Here is a 16,640-nt window from a genome sequence, read left to right on the forward strand (position 1 = left end):
TTATATTTTATTCCCTTTTAATTTAAACAAGATTTTTATCTGCTGTTTTTATTTCCAGAAGTTCTGTTATTTCCTTATCCTTAAGTTTATCTTCATTCAAATATTTTATAAATAAAGAAGGGGTAAGCGTTGTCGCTTTTTTGAAAACGGTGGAAAATTTATTCAGTGAAGAGAATCCCGCTTCTTCGGCTAATGTGGCAATTTTATATTTTCTGTAAGTAGGATTATTTCTTAGCTTTTGAATGACATAATGTATCCTTAAAATATTAATATAATTATTAAAATCATTGTTTTTATAAGTATTAATAATATAAGACAGATACTTGCCGTTCGTTTCACAATATGTAGCTAAATAAGAAAGAGAAATATTGTTATCGGTATACATCTCTGATTCTTCGAACTTTTGTAGAAAAGACAATATTTTTTCCTCTGTCTCAGGAGGCATCATAGGCTGGGTGAGGGTTTTCACGGTGTCTTTACGGTCGTCTGTATTATCTTTTGTAAAAGATATTTCCGGTTTCTCATCCAAATCCCGGATAATTTTTTTAAAATGCTGAATGTTTAATTTTTGGATACGCCTGTACCTTAAAAATAATAGCAGTCCGGCCACGAATAACGCTGTAATTATCACAATAATAATGCTTTTGGAAGAGTCGCTTTTTTTTATTTGGGTATTTTCTTTATCAATTTTTGAATAAGATTTATTGACAAGAAACTGTACATTTTTTTGAAGTGTTTTCTTTACAGTGTCGTGCTTTTCCCTGGTTTTTACATAACCTTCAAGGTTTTTTGTGGCAGCATAATACTTTTCCGAGGTTTCATAAACTTCATTTTTAAGAGAAGGATTTTTAGATTGTTCAGTAATCCTAAGTGTAATATCAAGGTGCTTTTTTGCATTCTTAAGATCATTTTTCTGTAAGTACAGTAATGTAAAACCATTATGAATAAGTGCTGTACGATAATTTTCAGGAATATCTTTTGAAAGTTCTAATGCTTTTTCGTAATGATTAAATGATTCTTCGAAATCCCCGATGTGATAATAATTGTAGCCAAGAAGCTGTTCGTTGTCAATCGTCTGAACAAGCTTATTAGCGGTTGTTTTTTCTAGATATTCTTCAGATTTTTTTAATTTCTGTATGGAATTCTTATACTCTTTTTTCTCAATATCATAATAAGCCATTTCCTGCATCATCATTGCCATTGTGTTGTTCGCAACTTCCTGATTTGTAATTTCTTTACTGATAGCAAAACCCATTTCAGAATACGCCTTCGACTTATCATACAATCTTACAAAACGGTATTGTGAAGCTAAAAAACCGTATACTCTGGCCTTCCAGATTGCGTTATCTGTCTTTTCGATAATTTTTTCAGACTTTAAAGCATAGAGTAATGCCTTTTCAAATTCTGCGGTCTGCTGATAGAGAGTTGCCGTGAGCATTAAGCTTTTTGCCTGCAGTAGAGGAGTTTCCGAAATTGTGTACAATGAATCTGCAACCCGTAATGCTTTATTAAAATCTTTTTGTGAAGTTTCCAGAAAAGTTTTTGTGTAGATGGCATTAAAGGAGGCAAGATCCTGGGCATAAAAAATGGCACTAAAAAGTGTAAATAAGAGCGTGAAGAATTTCATAGTTCCGTGAAAAATGACAAAGATAATGTGTTATTTTTATTGATAACTAAAGTGTGGTAGCCAATCGCGAACAATTTTTTGTGGTTTTGAGTTAATATCCAGCGCATTAAAACTGAACTTAAGCTCTGCCATATTAGGAGCTAGAGGAGATACTTCTATTAAATTATTTATCAAGTTGGGAATTATATTGCATAATTCGGATTGTAATATATAAAACTTTGGCAAATAAATTGTTGCAGGTAGATGTAGCAATAATAGATTGTAATTTATCTTAACCTTTTAACTTAATATTAATATTATGAAAAATTCAATTTTAGCAATTTTCGCGGCTGCTGCTTTAGTAGGCTGCAAAAAAAATGAAACGACAGCTACCGACAATTCTGCAGACAGCCTTGCAACGGTATCAACAAGTGATTCTGCAACATCAGGGACAACTACTGATTCTGCTGCAACCGCGTCAAATACCGATGCTACCGGTAAGACGGCTTCTTTAAGTGATCAGGACAAAAAATTTGCGGATGCTGCAGCAAAAGGAGGTTTGATGGAAGTGATGATGGGACAGCTTGCCGCCAGCAACGCCAGCAATGCAACTGTGAAAAAGTTAGGTGAAATGATGGTAAAAGATCACTCGAAAGCCAATGACGAGCTCAAAGCATGGGCTTCAACAGCAGGTTATACATTGCCTACGAGCCTGGATGCGGAAAAACAGAAAAAGTATGACGAGTTGAAAGCGAAAAAAGGAGAGGAGTTTGATCGTGCGTATACTGATCTTATGGTGTCTGATCATAAAAAAGATATAGCTGAATTCAAAAAAGAAGCTTCGGACGGAACGGAAGCCTCGTTGAAATCTTTTGCAGGCAAAACAGTTCCTACATTAGAACATCATTTGATGGAATCTGAAAAAGCAAAAGATGCAGTAAAATAGCATATTAAGCGATTTTAACAAACAAAAAGCACCTTAAAAGGGTGCTTTTATTGTTATCGGGAAGTCATTTTTTTGGCCAGATCTATTCTAATTTTGGCTATAATATAATTAATACATTTTCACTATTTAGTGATTATGATCATAAATCAATGATTTTGGATTTAATAGTTTTGCATTATAGAGCATATTTTATCGTATGCTTTATTACGGAATATCCAGCAGTTAGGATCATACAGCAGATCATAATAAAAGGTATACCGATACGAGGTTTAAAAAAAACAAAATTAACAATTAAAAATTATTTTATTATGATCGGTACTATTACTTTCAATCATAGATTTACGTTTTTATTCTTCATCCTATTATCATTTTCGATAAGGGCACAGGTAGGAATAAATACCGAAACACCCAATCCAAGCGCAGCCTTGGATGTGGCCTCTACCAACAAAGGGCTTTTGGCTCCCAGAATGACAACCGCTGAACGAACTGCAATTGTATCTCCGGCAGACGGACTCATGGTTTATGACACTACATTAAAGCTATTTTATTACTATTCCGGCGCTTCATCATCATGGACTCCCATGGGAGCGAATGTTACGGATCGTCTTAATTTCAAACTTGTGAGGTCTACCGATGCTTTGCATACCGTTTTAGCTTCAGAACTTGCTGCGGGTGGAGGAGCCAGATATGTTATGGATCCCAATACTTTATATGAAATCAATGGTCAGATTATTTTTGATTTGCCTGTAGATCTTAACAACTCATATATCCACGGCCAGGATACCAACAACGATATTCTCGTGAGAACTTCAGGTAACATTTTTGAAGGGGCAACAGGAGGAAGTATCAGAAATGTGACACTTATTGCATCAGCGGGAAGTGTTTTCAATCTTAACGGATCCGCAGCGCAGAACCTTATCTTCAGGGATTGTGTTGTAGCTAATTCCAATAATGTTGGGACTATTTCCGGTTTCGGACTGGTATTTTTGAGCATTATCCAGTTTTCCGGGAATACCAATGGTATTACTTATAATAATATCAATCAGTTATTGTTAAGCAACCTGGGATGGTTCGGAAATAACTCAGGGACGTATGAAAGATTAACCGGTACATTTACTTTAGTGGAAAAACAAGGTGGCTTCACCCAGGTAAACGGTTCTGCAATTGGTTTTGATGTATCTGCATCCGGGCTTACAATTACCGGTGATGCTGTAATGGAATCTGTTGTGTTCACAGGAACTAATACTACAGGATATGTAAAGAACTATACGGTAGGAACTTATTCAGGGTATAATTTCAACAATAGCTGGACGGTAAGATCGGCCGGATTACCAACCGAATCTGATACCAATGCAGTAGGGGATTTCTCGGTTGATTATGCAGTGGGAACCGGTATCGGGGTGAGTTTCAACAACAGTAATCCTAGTAATATTGTGAAAATTGGTACGGCAACTTCAGTTTCGACATCATCCAATTTATTCCGTTTTTCAACTGACGGAGTTCCTAACAGATTGAGATATTTAGGTAAAAAGAAACGTATTTTCCAGATCACAGGATCGGTTTCATTCCAGGTTCCTGCCACCGGGACTTACATTATTTATATTGCAAAAAACGGAACGGTTCTAAGTCAGTATAAAGTATACGGACGTGGATCTTCAACCAATGATATCGTGGTTTTACCAATAAACGGTACTACAGAACTTCTTAATAATGATTATATAGAAATATTCGCACAGCGATATTCAGGGTCTAATGGAGATATTGTTGTTCCTAACATGACTGTTACGATTAAATAATATTCAAGCTAAATTTTTAGTGAAAATATATCTGTAAAATTCGATATTTCCCTCATTTGGCGAGAATATATGCCCATAAAGACTTTAAATCTTTGTATTTAAAGTCTTTTTTCTTAAGCTAAAGTAAATTAATGGAGAGAATTTAAATCAATTAAGTTCTTTTGAAAAATTCCGGTTTTTGTTCATGTAAACACCTAAAATGGTATAAACAATATTATAATCTATCACCCGCCCCGAAAAAAGCTTAATATGAATTTCCTTGCGGAAAACCCCGAAATAAGATCTGTGTAAGGTGTGAATTATTTTTTCTTTGCCGGGATTTTCAGGAATTTCCAGTCCGTAAAGTTCTTTTATTTCGGAAGACAGCAGATCCGGAATCTCCCGTGGATAAGGAGAGGAACTGTTGTTCTCAGGTTTATTTTTTTCCATCTTTAGTTTTTAGTTTTAATCGTATGTTTTTAATAAAAAATGGTTAAGTATATAACATTCATAAAGAAAAATAACTTAACCATTTTGAGGGAGGCATTCGCCGTCACTTGTGTTTCATTTGTATAAAAACTTACTATGCAAATATAAGATGGTTTTTAATGATTCAATAAATTATTTTATAGATATTTCTCTATTTCGTTATCAATATTTATGTACAGTGCATATTCATTGAATTATAGCTGTAATTAATATGAAATAATTAATACGTATGAATGTTTTACTGTAAAAGTTTATTCCGGTTCTGCAATACCCAGAAAAATAACAACACCGTCTCCACCGGGATTATCCAATACATCCACAATGGCGGAAGGCTTCCAGTTGTTCATACACCAGAGATTTCCGGCACCGTCAATATTGGTTGAGGTAAGCCGCATGATGGGTTGGTAGCACTGCATTTGTACGGGCTCAAGCTTGGAACCCGGTGTTTGTGGTTTTGTTTGGGTGCCATACAGAGGCTGTCCGTTGGCAAGGGTCACTTCAGAACCGCCTGTCGGCACGGTAAGAAGCATTGCGGTATTCGGTTTTGAAGGTTCCCTAAGCATTGTTACCCCGAAAGGCCCCTGCATATCAAGCGCTAAATTTTCCTTAAAATCCGTTTCATGCCCGAAATTAGCGAGAAAAACGGTTTGTTTGCTGTCGATCTTCACTCCCCAAGGTGCATATGTATTTGTATCATAATACCCCTTAACAGTTGAAAGATCATTGCTAAGTATTGTCGCGCGGTTACTGCTTACACCAACAACTACCACATCACCTTCACCGTTTATCGTGATCTGACGTAAAGATTCATAGCCTTCCTGTTTGTTGGCACTTTCGGAATAATCACTGAACCAATAATTTTTAACAACCAAAGTATTATCCTCAATCGTTACTTTATAGACCGCGGAAAAGGCACAATTATCAGGATTGTTCTTATCATAATTACCAATGCAGGAGACATAAGCATTGCCTTTGTTATCAGGGGTAACATCAAATATCTTAAGATACGGTGTCCTACACCATTCGGGATCTGAATCCGGTAATTTTTTTACTGGAAACTCATTACAGATCAGAGTACGCTCCGGGGTGGGTCCTTTTTCCATATCTTCTTCTTTTTCCGGCTTTAAATATACAACCACAGCACTCGGCTCACTATCGAAAGGGTAAACTCCTAAAGGTGCCGGAGCAAAAGGCTCCTGGCTGCCTACCGAAGCCATCCAAAGGTTGCCATCCTTATCATATTCCATGCCCTGAACCCGTGAAAGACCCAATGTAAAGCCATTTGAAGGGCTTACAGGTCTGCCGTTCTTATAATAAAAACGGGATATGCTGCCTTCCTGCGGATTGTTGAACTCTGAACCCCAGCCAAAGTTCCCGAAGGAAATATACTTTTTGTCTGGACTTACCGCTACACCAAAGGCCACACCTAATAAACCTCCGCCCTGTACAGGTGAAAAATCTGTGGGTGTTGCATCATATTTGTACACCGGGCAATGCGTTCCGGAATCTCCTGAACCGGCACGGAAGTTATTGGCAATCCATGCATTATCATCAGCATCAAAAACAACAAAAGCGGCACCGCTTGGAATAAAATTTTTAGCTCCGGAAGAATTGCTTTTTAAGGTAAGTGTCCAATTGTTGGGCGCTTTTTTATCCTCATCTACTTTCATAGATACCAATGAATTTTCATAGATTTCTTCCATTCCTACCAGCATTTGATAAATATTCCCGGCATTAGTAAAAGGATCGTATAATATATTACGAACTGCCTGCAGAAAATTGTTGTTCGGTTTATCCGACGGATGCCACGCATACTCCAAAAACTGATCGTAAAACGGTTTGCCGGTATTACAGAGAGGATTGGTCAAACAGTAATAATACAAGTTGCATAAAGAGTTGAATATTGGATAACTGTTGGTTTCAAAGCCATTGGGGGATTGACTGATCATATCCCCGATACGGCCTTCTGTGCGGTAAATATTCTGCTTCATTCCGTAGGCAATCTTCATATTGCGTTCAGTACCTTTCATTTGTACAATGCCATCATCATTTACGGTGGTCATCCGCGCGAAGGTATAGATGGAAGCGACAGACGATTCCGGACATACTTTTACAATATTATCGACATCCGGAAGATAAAATGTGGCCAAAAGACTGAGCGGTTTACCCTGAATGGTGTAAGCAGTATTTCCAATTGTATATCCGTCAATCAAAACGGTTACCGCGTAATATTGGGATTCATTTTCATTAACTTCAGCACTGAAAGTATTATTTTGAAAGCCAGTTTTAGAATTGACTGCCCCTACATAATTATCGACAATACCAAAAATCTGGAAGCTGCCCGAAGTAATTTGCATGTTTTTCAGCTCAACACTGAATAGAATTGTTTTTGTAGACATAAAAGTGAGTTATGGTTATTAGTTTAGTTTTTATTTAATGCTTTAAATTTATATTTAATTTTTTACTTTAATCGAAATGGCAAAACCGCCGCTTCTTACCATTTTGAAATTGATTTTTGATTTACTGGTAATCTTCTTTTTGTAGATGTTATAGCTCTGAGGATTGTTGATGTAATCTGCATCTTTTCCGTCTTCATAGATCGTTGCTTCATATTTTTTTCCTTTATCCAAAAAAGAGAAATCTACGGTGTAATCTCGCTTATTTTCGTCCGTAATTCCGCCTACAAACCAGTTTTCCGTACCTTTTGCTTTTCTTGCCGTCACAATATAATCGCCAGGTTCTGCTGATAATATTTTTGTGTCATCCCAATCAGCTGCAACATCCTTGATAAACTGGAAAGCATCCATGTGTCTTTTGTAGTTTTCCGGTAAATCCGCCGCCATCTGAAGTGGCATGTACATCACAACATACAGGGCAAGTTGCTTTGCAATGGTAGTTTTCACAAAACGTTTATCTCCAGGGAAATAATAATCCAATTTGGTTTGGAAAATCCCCGGAGTATAATCCATTGAACCTCCCATCCATCTTGTAAATGGCAAAATTGTCTGATGATCAGGATTATTTCCTTCAAAAGCTTCGTGTTCCGTTCCTCTTGCAGCTTCTGCGGAAATCCAGTTGGGATAAGTTCTGCTTTCTCCGCCCGGACGTACGGATTCATGGGAGTTCACCATGATTTTATATTCGTTGGCTTTTTCTGCAATTCTGTAATAATGATTGATCGTCCACTGAGAATAATGATGCTCACCGCGAGGAATCATATCCCCGACATAGCCTGTCTTTACGGCGTCATAACCATATTTATTCATTAATTGGAAGGCTTTGTCCGCCCATCTTTCATAGTTCGTGGCAGAACCCGAGGTTTCGTGGTGCATGATGAGCTTTATTCCTTTTGAATGAGCATATTCATTCAGCATTTTAATATCAAAATCAGGATACGGCGTGATAAAATCGAAAACATATTCTTTGTAATGCCCGTACCAGTCTTCCCAACCGATATTCCAGCCTTCGATCAATAATCCGTCGAAGCCGTTTTCTGCGGCAAAATCGATGTATTCCTTTACTTTTGTGTTATTGGCGCCGTGTTTTCCGTTGGGAGTTAATTTTGAAAAATCTGTTTTATCAAGATGAACATTTGATTGCGGCTGACCGTATGCCCACTGCGATTTTCCGATAATCATTTCCCACCAGACGCCCATATATTTTGTCGGATGAATGTAGGATGTGTCAGTATATTTTGTGGGTTCATTAAGATTAAACATCATTTTTGAGTCTAAGACTTCCTCTGCTTTCGGGGAAACAATAATCGTTCTCCACGGTGAAACAGCCGATGTCTGGATATAGCCTTTTGATCCCTGTTTGTCTGGGGTAAGGTGAGTTTTAAACTTAAAATTCTGAGCATCAACTTCAAGATGGGATGCCGGATAATTCAACACTGCGGCTTCTCCTACATTGACGTATAAAGGATTTTTACCTTCTTTTTTAAGCATTAAAGGAGATTGAACTGCATTTTTAAGTAAAGCCTGAGAAGAATGATTGTCAAATGCCTGATCCCATCTGCCGGGAATTTCGGAGATTTTTGTTTCCTGATACCTGTATTCCTGAGATTCATAGTCAGCGACGATCCACCACGCTTTCATATCGGTTGGGAAATCAATTTCAGAATCTTCTTCCCTGATCACAAAATAATTAAGATTTTTCTGCTGAGGAAATTCATATCTGAAGCCTAATCCGTCATTAAACAGTCTGAATTTTACAATCATATTTCTGTCTAAAGAAGCTTGATATAAAGTAACCGCTAATTCATTGTAATTGTTGATGTAATTTTTCTTTTCCCCTAAAACAGGCTGCCAGGTTTCGTTTTTGGAGTCTCTTTTTTCATCGGTTTTGGTAAAACCATTATTTAAATCATTTTTTGCGTCCTCAGGTTTTGCGACTTCGGAAGCGAATTTGATAGCCGTATCTTTAAACAATCTTAATCCCAATTTGGAATCTTCCACTACAACATTTCCGTTGTATTTCAGGTTGTAGTACGGTACTCCCTGTTTCAACTGAAAGTTCATTTCAAATTTTCCGTCCGGCGATTTTAAAGATTGTGCATTCATTCCAGCACAGATCATTGAGAACAATACTGCTCCAATTGTAATCTTTTTCATATTAAGCTATTTGGTAGCTTAAAATTAAAGAAAGTTTTGCCGAACCGCAATATTTTTTAAATGAAATCAATAATAATACATTATTAAAATAAGTTCTGTAAAAACAGTCAAAAAAACAAGATTCTATATCTCCCGGATCAGTCGAAAAGTAAGGTTGATTCTGGGTTTCATCGGTTTGGAAGACTTGGCAATACGATGTTCCCAATTCACCTGTAAATCTCCTTTCATAATCAGCAAAGAACCGTGTGGGAGGGCCAAACTGTATTTCTGCCGGTGATCATCAACTTTTCTGAAATCAAAATTTCTGGCTTGGCCTAGACTTACAGAAGCAATCACCGGACGGTTTCCCAGCTCACTTTCTTTGTCGCGGTGCCATGCAACGGAGTCGTTCCCGTCACGATAAAGATTCAGTAATACAGAATTGAACTCATAGCCGGATGATTCCTCTATTTTTTGCTTTAAAGACAACAGCTCAGGAGTCCATTGATTGACATTGAATTCGTTGCCTCCCAGTTGGTATAATTTGCTGCTATCGCCGTACCAGGCCGTTAAACGAGGAGTCAGAACCGTTTTATCGTACATTTTTTGGGTTCTCTGCTTCCAGGGTGCCTGGTGAAGCAGGATTTCTTTAAGTTCAGTTGCTTCTTTTTCAGATAAAAAATGTTCCGTGTATTCCAATAATTCTTTTGGAAACTGGAAGAATTCATCTGAATTAAATAAGCTAAGCTGATCCATACATTGTTATTGAAAAAAGTATTCTTTATGAAAATTTTTTACCGACTTAAAAACGAATATAAAAAGAATTTTTTTAATGATATTTAGATTAATAAAGAAAAAATGGTACAATTTATTCATTATCAAAAGTACACCATCAAAAATATCATTTATGAATTACGAAGAAGCAAAACAATATAAGAAAGAAGCTTTACAGAAAGCCGATGAATCTGTATTACAAAACTTTCACATTGTGATAACACCTTCTGATACCGGGGAAAGTGTAAAATTTATTGAAGACTTTCTGAAATCACCGGAATCCTTTAATGACAAAAGCTGTCAGGATTATTGCTCCAACGATGAGTATGAAGTGGTGAGCTTTAAAAAGGAAAAAGACGATGATTAAACCCTAAGTTAATTTATTGTTTCATAGAATATTAATCTATTATTTTAAATAATCAATAAATATTTTTTAATAAATATTCACATTGTGATTGGTGTCATAAAAATAAAATTTTGTATTTGTTAAGTTTGAAATAACCAAATCAATATAAATATGAAAACTTTAATATTTTGTGCACTATTTCTGTGCATACTGACGAGCTGTACAAAATCCGAAACTCAGTACCAGAACCAGGACAATAAAAGAGAATCGGTGAACAACCCATCCTCGGATACCATTCAGACCTTAAACGAAATAGCCGACACGCTTCAACACAGAAACGACAGCGCAAGTGTAGAAACCGATAACGAAAATCTTCAAAATAAGAAACAATATGATTCCAAAAGGTAGATTAGTTATTATAGGAGGCAGTCAGGCTGGAGATTTGAGGACAGAAAAACCTTGCAGTCCACATTTTTCATGTGAGGAAATTTTTCAGCTTATTTCAAAAAATACATCAAATCGTATTGAATTGATAAGCTTCTCGAAGAGTTCCATAGAAAAATATTCGGGACTGCTTGTAGAAGCCGGATATTCCAATTTTGATTACATCCATATTCATGAAAATCAGCCTTTGAATGATAATTTCCATGAAAGACTTTCTAAGGCGGATGCGATTTTCTTTCTTGATGATATTCCGGATATCCGGGAGATGCTGAACAGTTCTTCTATTCTGGATCTTTTGTACAGGAAATTCTTACTCGAAAGTAATTTTACGATAGCGGGAATAGGAGCGGGAGGAATGTGCCTGTCAAAGCTTATCATTAAAAATGACGGGACAGGCGAAGGTCTTGGCTTTGTCAACAATTGTATCATTGATACGCAATTCGACTATAAATCAAGATTTAAAAGCCTGGTGCGCACCGTGATTTTAAATAATGACTGTTTGGGATTGGGGCTCACAGAAGGTATGGTCTTAATTATTGAGCAGGGAAGCGATGTTTACTGCAAAGGAAAAGGTTCTGTAATGCTGGTGAATGCTAGAAATGTAAGTAAAGACAGGATCAAAGCGGTAGAAAAAGGAAGTTCCATATTTGTGAAAAACCTGAAGGGCCATATTTTGACTGACGGTTCGCGGCTAAACCTGATGAATGCGGAAGTGATGCAGAAGAAACTTAGCCTGGCTTAAACTTAAAAAATACATTTTTAAAAATTCAATTCGAATCATTTAAACTTAAAAATAATTGATTATGATTCCAAAAGGGAGATTGCTCATTATAGGCGGTAAAGAAGACAGAGATGATAATGATATAGAAATGGAAGGGAAAAACAACGATTTCTCTCCACATGAAATTCTTAAACTACTGGTAAAATCAAAAGATGACCGTATCGAAGTCATCACCACGGCAACTTCCGAGCCTGAAAGTATGCGCAAAACCTATGAGGAAACTTTTTCCGACATAGGCTATACCAATTTTGACTTTCTGGATTTTTGTGATGATCAGATCCACATAGATTATCAGGTAAAAAGGATTTCCGCTGCTAAAGCAGTATTTTTTACAGGAGGTGATCAGGAGCGGATATGTGAAGCACTGGAACAATCAGTAATAAAAAAAGTTCTGATGGAAAAATACCTCAACGAAGAGGATTTTACGATAGCCGGAACAAGTGCCGGAGCCATGTGCATGCCAAAAATTGTGATCGTGGAAGCTGAAAATGGTGAAGCGATGTTGGAAAACGACATAGAGCTGGATTCTGGGTTGGGATTTATCGATAATTGTATTGTTGATACTCATTTCGTTCATCGGGCAAGGTTTGGAAGGCTTGCGCACGCGATCATACTTCATCAGGAATATTGGGGAATCGGCCTGGGTGAAGATACGGCATTAATGATCGAAGAGGGAAGTAAGGCTACCTGCCGTGGATCGGGGATGGTCTGGATTCTGGATGCTGAAAATATAGGAAAGACCAACATCAAAACGGTAAAAAAAGGATGTCCTATTTACGCAGAGAATCTTAAAGTACATATTCTGACAGAAAATTGCCAGTTTGATCTTAAAGATGGAATATTTAAAGGAAATAAAGAAGAAGCTTCCTAATTATGTAATGTGAGTTCCTTCATTCTTTTGAATTGATTATATAATAGATCCAATAGAGTAAAAACAAAATCTGCAAAACTCCGTCAATAAGATAAGTCCATTTTATAACTCCTGTAAAATGATAGTAAAAGTCAATTCCTATCAGTACAAAACAGCAAAGCATAATGGAAAGTACAATGATGAGATTCCTTTTTGGATTAAAGGTAAGATATGCTAACAGCAGGCAATACGGCAAAAGTAAAACACTCACCGTTTTTACCAGCCAGATATCAGTTTTATCCCCCGTTATGGCTAAAAAGCTTTCAAGATGGATAAACGGCCAGACGGCGGTCACAAAATAATACAATGCCTGTATAGCAGGAAAAATTTTATACTTTTTTCGCATATTTTTAAAGAAAAAAAGCCATATAAAATGATATATGGCTTTATTTTATGAGGTTAATCTTCTTGCTCTGCATCAAAATTAATTGATGTTTCTGCAATTTCCGTAAGATTATAATCCGTATCTTCTTCTTCCTGAAGAGTAGCTTCCAGCAGATCTGCAGCTTTATCTTCTCCTAAAGTAATAGCAAGCTGGATGAGGCCTCCATAACTGGCGATCTCATAATGTTCTACCTTTTGTGCTGCTATGATCAGTGCGGCATCTCGGGTCATAGAACCTTCTTCAGTAGATTTTATAACTTCCTGACCTTCTTTGATAATACCTTCAATAGCTTCACATTTTTTCTTTTGAGGTTCTTCATTTAATAATTTAAAAACCTTTTCCAGGCGTTTTACCTGTTTTTCTGTCTGTAGCTGATGATCTTCAAAAGCATCTTTTAACTCTTCCGTTGTCGCAGCTTCCTGCATTTCCTTGAGAGCTTCTATGATGGCTTCTTCAGCGTAATAGATATCCTTTAAGGCATCTACAAAGAATTTTTTTAATGAAGAACTTTTCTCATTGGATGGAGTAATTGCTGAAAGTGCTTTTTCTGCAATATTGCCGATTGTACTTGTTGTTTTTGCCATGATTGTTATTTGTTTTAAATTAAAAGGTTACCCCTTTTTTTAAAAAGAGGTAACCAAATATCAACTATGAACTATGAATTACGACCACCTCTCGAGCCTCTTCCTGATCCTGATGACCTGCCGCCGCCGTGAGAAGCCTGACCGCCCATTCTTGCAATTCTTGTACGTTCTGCTTTACTCATAGAAGCGAAACCTCTTCTTGAAGTTCCGTCTCCTGAATTTGAACCTCTTCCTCTTCCTGATCCACCGTTACCACCTGATGATCCTCTTCCCGAACCACCACGTGAACCTCCTGATCCGCTACCTGATCCAGATCTTCCTGAACCTCCGGACCTACCGCCACCGTGAGAAGCTTCACCACCCATTCTTGCGATTCTTGTACGTTCAGCTTTACTCATAGAAGCAAAACCTCTTCTTGAAGTTCCGTCTCCTCCTGAATTTGAACCTCTTCCTCTTCCAGATCCGCCGTTACCGCCCGAAGATCCTCTTCCTGAGCCTGAACTTCCTCTACCGCCACCATGAGAAGCTTCACCACCCATTCTGGCAATTCTTGTACGTTCAGCTTTACTCATAGAAGCGAAACCTCTTCTTGAAGTTCCCCCTCCTGAATTTGAACCTCTTCCTCTTCCTGATCCACCATTACCACCGCCGGAATTTCCACGGCCACCGCCTCTGTTACCGGAAGTAAATCTTCCCTGGCTGTCTCTTTGCTGGTTGCCGCTGTTAGAGCTTCTTCCTCGGCCTCCTCGGGAACCTCCACGACCTCTGTCGTCGTCATCATCATAATCCTCATCGTCGTAATCTTCGTCATTATAATCTTCATCGTCGTCATAATCCTCATCATCGTAGTCTTCATCATCATAATCTTCTTCATCGTCGTAATCCTCATCATATTCGTTATCATAATCTTCATAATAATCCTCATAATCTGAGAAATCATCATCGTAATCTTCATCTTCAGACGCATCGTTGTAACCGTGGTCATATCCTAACTGATAAACTTCTTCAAGAGTTGATCTGTCTTCATTGGAAGAGTTTCCTGAGTTGCGATTGTTTGAATTTCTAGTGCTCATAACAAAATTTTTTTTAAATTAATATTTGGTGAATAGTTTACAGATCAGTGACTAGTATTTGATCTGCAAAAAGTTTGGTTTATTTTTATCTATCGAAATAGAAAGTGATGTTGAATTTTATTAGCAATAATAATTGCAGAAAGAAGAATAATCGAATTTATAAACTTTAAGTATCCGAGAATTATGAGCCGAGTCATATTTAAGGGATTTTTATGTTTTTTTATGATTATCTTCAAACTGTTTACTGAATATTCGCGCTGGTTATTTCATAATAAACAGCCCATCCCGTAAATAAAATAATGATAAGCCAGATCCAGAAAGGTATCGTCTGCGGCGTTTCACTTCCGTTGATAATGAAGCTTTTCTGATTTCCTTTATCGTATGCATTTATCATTAGCGATAGTGTTCCGTCTACAATATCTTTGTCTTTTAATCCTTCTATCCGGATTGCGGGTCCGTTGGCTACCGTAAAAGGTATTTTTCTGATTCCTTCTCTTCCTGCCGGCGAATGGCTCACGATTTTAAGAACATGCTCCCCATCTGCAAGTTTGTTGGTATCCAGATCAAAAACAATAGGAGTATCCAATTCTGCAATGGGTACAGGATCATCATCTATGAAGAGAAAAACTTTACTTTTATCTTTAGTCATAGCTCACGATTTTTTATTGTAAAACAGAGTACTTGATATGGTTTTTGTCTTTTTCGCCCGGCTTTATCAGATATTTAACGGAAAAAATAAAGGCTAAAACAGTTATTAAAATAACAACCGCTACAATAAACCAGTCCCAGTCACTTTCCGGACCTGTTCCGTGCGTGAGGTCTTTCGTTACTTCGGGCTGTCGAAGCTTACAGGTATCACATGCATATGTGTAAATTGTAAAAAAAACGGACGCCCAGGCTAAGACATATTTTATTGGTATTTTCATTTTTATTTAATTTTATCCATTATTAGTTTTACTTCTTCTACGGTTACTTTTTTCGCGTTATTTCCCCAGCTTGTTCTTTCGTGGTTGATGATTGCTGTTACATCTTCAGGGGTAAAGTTGGCGTTGTTTCCTACGGGAGGCATTGTGGCAAATTCCGGTCTTGGGTCGTAGCCTTTCATAATGATGTTGACATACAGCTCCAGGTCTCCACCTGTGACCACGGAACTTCCCTTCAATGGAGGGAATGCTCCCGGAACACCTTCTCCGTTCGCCTGATGGCATGAAGCACAGTTTGCTGTGAAAAGCTCACCTCCGTCCGGAAGGTTTTCTCCGCCTCCCTGTGTGCCGCCTTCTTCTTTTTTCTGCTTGTATAAGAAAGCGGGAACCATTGATTTATCCGTATAATCTGTTTGTTTTAAGGATTTTAAATAAGCTACCAACTGTAGAGCTTTTGGTGTGGCTACAATTTTCTTTCTTTTATTTTTTAAAAATTTTTCAGGGACTTTTACTTCAATGTCTCCTGGCTGCAGATAATCCCTTTCAATAAAAAGAAATTCGTAAGATGGCATAATAGAAGCTTCCACTGCTGCTCTTGGCTGGAAAAGGTGGATGAGGTGCCATTCTGCGCTTGGCTGCCTTTCTCCGATATTGGTAAGATCCGGCCCCGCTCTCTGTGTTCCCATGAGATTGGCTGTATTTCTCCAGAAATCCGTTCTCCTGTTAGCCGCAAAATCTGCAGGAATGCTTGGCCTTTTTCCAAAGACATTATCCATTTCTACACTTCTTACCTGTTGGGTATGGCAGGCAACGCAGCCGTTTTCTATATAAACCATTTTTCCTGCTCTTTCTTCTTTCGTTAAAACTTTGGTTTGTCTCGGTAGAGGCTTGTTAATTCTCTGATTATCAAGAGCCGGAAGAACAGCAATATAAAGAGTCAGAAAAATAAAAAGACAAAGCGACGATCCGAAGAGTATTCTATGATCATTTAAAAGCATCATAACTAAAATTT

17 protein-coding genes are annotated in these 16,640 nt (G+C 37.5%); 6 read left to right on the forward strand and 11 right to left on the reverse strand.

Translation table 11 applies throughout. From position 1 onward, the window contains the following. Positions 1–22 precede the first annotated feature (22 nt). Positions 23–1,627 (reverse strand): tetratricopeptide repeat protein, encoded by a 1,605-nt coding sequence (locus ATE47_RS06045; RefSeq protein WP_062161115.1) that lies wholly within the window; start codon positions 1,625–1,627, stop codon positions 23–25. A 298-nt stretch (positions 1,628–1,925) separates the two neighbouring features. Between ATE47_RS06045 and ATE47_RS06050 the strand changes: the two genes are divergently transcribed. Together ATE47_RS06050 and ATE47_RS06055 are read left to right on the forward strand one after the other, a co-directional pair. Then, entirely contained in the window at positions 1,926–2,552 is a 627-nt protein-coding gene (locus ATE47_RS06050) for a DUF4142 domain-containing protein (RefSeq protein ID WP_062161116.1), read from the forward strand. A 308-nt stretch (positions 2,553–2,860) separates the two neighbouring features. Continuing rightward, entirely contained in the window at positions 2,861–4,348 is a 1,488-nt protein-coding gene (locus ATE47_RS06055) for a hypothetical protein (protein ID WP_228376327.1), read from the forward strand. Positions 4,349–4,495: 147 nt separating this feature from the next. On the opposite strand, the gene ATE47_RS06060 is transcribed toward ATE47_RS06055, so the two are convergent. The 4 genes from ATE47_RS06060 to ATE47_RS06075 all read right to left on the reverse strand — a co-directional run bounded on the left by ATE47_RS06060 (position 4,496) and on the right by ATE47_RS06075 (position 10,164). Then, complete coding sequence (locus tag ATE47_RS06060; protein WP_062161117.1) at positions 4,496–4,777, reverse strand: hypothetical protein; 282 nt, start codon at positions 4,775–4,777, stop codon at positions 4,496–4,498. 290 nt (positions 4,778–5,067) lie between these two features. Beyond that, complete coding sequence (locus tag ATE47_RS06065; protein WP_062161118.1) at positions 5,068–7,215, reverse strand: hypothetical protein; 2,148 nt, start codon at positions 7,213–7,215, stop codon at positions 5,068–5,070. Positions 7,216–7,269: 54 nt separating this feature from the next. Next, complete coding sequence (locus ATE47_RS06070) at positions 7,270–9,429, reverse strand: glycoside hydrolase family 97 protein (protein WP_062161119.1); 2,160 nt, start codon at positions 9,427–9,429, stop codon at positions 7,270–7,272. Positions 9,430–9,552: 123 nt separating this feature from the next. Further along, a complete protein-coding gene (locus ATE47_RS06075; RefSeq protein ID WP_062161120.1) occupies positions 9,553–10,164 on the reverse strand; it encodes an alpha-ketoglutarate-dependent dioxygenase AlkB family protein in 612 nt (203 codons plus the stop codon). Positions 10,165–10,315: 151 nt separating this feature from the next. On the opposite strand from ATE47_RS06075, the gene ATE47_RS06080 reads away from it, so the two are divergent. From ATE47_RS06080 to ATE47_RS06095, 4 genes are all read left to right on the forward strand, one after another. Next, positions 10,316–10,549 carry a hypothetical protein gene (locus ATE47_RS06080; RefSeq protein ID WP_062161121.1) on the forward strand — a complete coding sequence of 78 codons (234 nt, stop codon included), beginning with the start codon at positions 10,316–10,318 and terminating at the stop codon, positions 10,547–10,549. 150 nt (positions 10,550–10,699) lie between these two features. Further along, positions 10,700–10,936: a hypothetical protein gene (locus tag ATE47_RS06085; RefSeq protein ID WP_062161122.1), complete on the forward strand. Its 237-nt coding sequence runs from the start codon at positions 10,700–10,702 to the stop codon at positions 10,934–10,936. After that, on the forward strand, positions 10,920–11,714 hold the full coding sequence (locus tag ATE47_RS06090) for a hypothetical protein (protein WP_062161123.1): 795 nt from the start codon (positions 10,920–10,922) through the stop codon (positions 11,712–11,714). Before ATE47_RS06085 ends, ATE47_RS06090 begins: the two co-directional genes overlap by 17 nt. Before the next feature lie 61 nt (positions 11,715–11,775). Then, entirely contained in the window at positions 11,776–12,624 is an 849-nt protein-coding gene (locus ATE47_RS06095) for a cyanophycinase (protein ID WP_062161124.1), read from the forward strand. A gap of 19 nt (positions 12,625–12,643) precedes the next feature. Here ATE47_RS06095 and ATE47_RS06100 read toward each other — a convergent pair whose 3' ends face one another. From ATE47_RS06100 to ATE47_RS06125, 6 genes are all read right to left on the reverse strand, one after another. Then, positions 12,644–13,009 carry a hypothetical protein gene (locus ATE47_RS06100; RefSeq protein WP_062161125.1) on the reverse strand — a complete coding sequence of 122 codons (366 nt, stop codon included), beginning with the start codon at positions 13,007–13,009 and terminating at the stop codon, positions 12,644–12,646. A gap of 53 nt (positions 13,010–13,062) precedes the next feature. After that, positions 13,063–13,632 carry a YciE/YciF ferroxidase family protein gene (locus ATE47_RS06105; RefSeq protein ID WP_082632517.1) on the reverse strand — a complete coding sequence of 190 codons (570 nt, stop codon included), beginning with the start codon at positions 13,630–13,632 and terminating at the stop codon, positions 13,063–13,065. A 71-nt stretch (positions 13,633–13,703) separates the two neighbouring features. Beyond that, a complete protein-coding gene (locus ATE47_RS19045; RefSeq protein ID WP_062161126.1) occupies positions 13,704–14,705 on the reverse strand; it encodes a KGG domain-containing protein in 1,002 nt (333 codons plus the stop codon). 241 nt (positions 14,706–14,946) lie between these two features. Beyond that, a complete protein-coding gene (locus tag ATE47_RS06115; RefSeq protein WP_062161127.1) occupies positions 14,947–15,354 on the reverse strand; it encodes a hypothetical protein in 408 nt (135 codons plus the stop codon). 13 nt (positions 15,355–15,367) lie between these two features. Beyond that, positions 15,368–15,631, reverse strand: coding sequence for a hypothetical protein (locus tag ATE47_RS06120; RefSeq protein ID WP_150114795.1), 264 nt, complete (start codon positions 15,629–15,631; stop codon positions 15,368–15,370). A gap of 2 nt (positions 15,632–15,633) precedes the next feature. Continuing rightward, a complete protein-coding gene (locus ATE47_RS06125) occupies positions 15,634–16,629 on the reverse strand; it encodes a cbb3-type cytochrome c oxidase subunit II (RefSeq protein ID WP_062161128.1) in 996 nt (331 codons plus the stop codon). Between the last annotated feature and the right edge of the window lie 11 nt (positions 16,630–16,640).

This window comes from Chryseobacterium sp. IHB B 17019, from assembly GCF_001456155.1.
GTDB lineage: Bacteria > Bacteroidota > Bacteroidia > Flavobacteriales > Weeksellaceae > Chryseobacterium.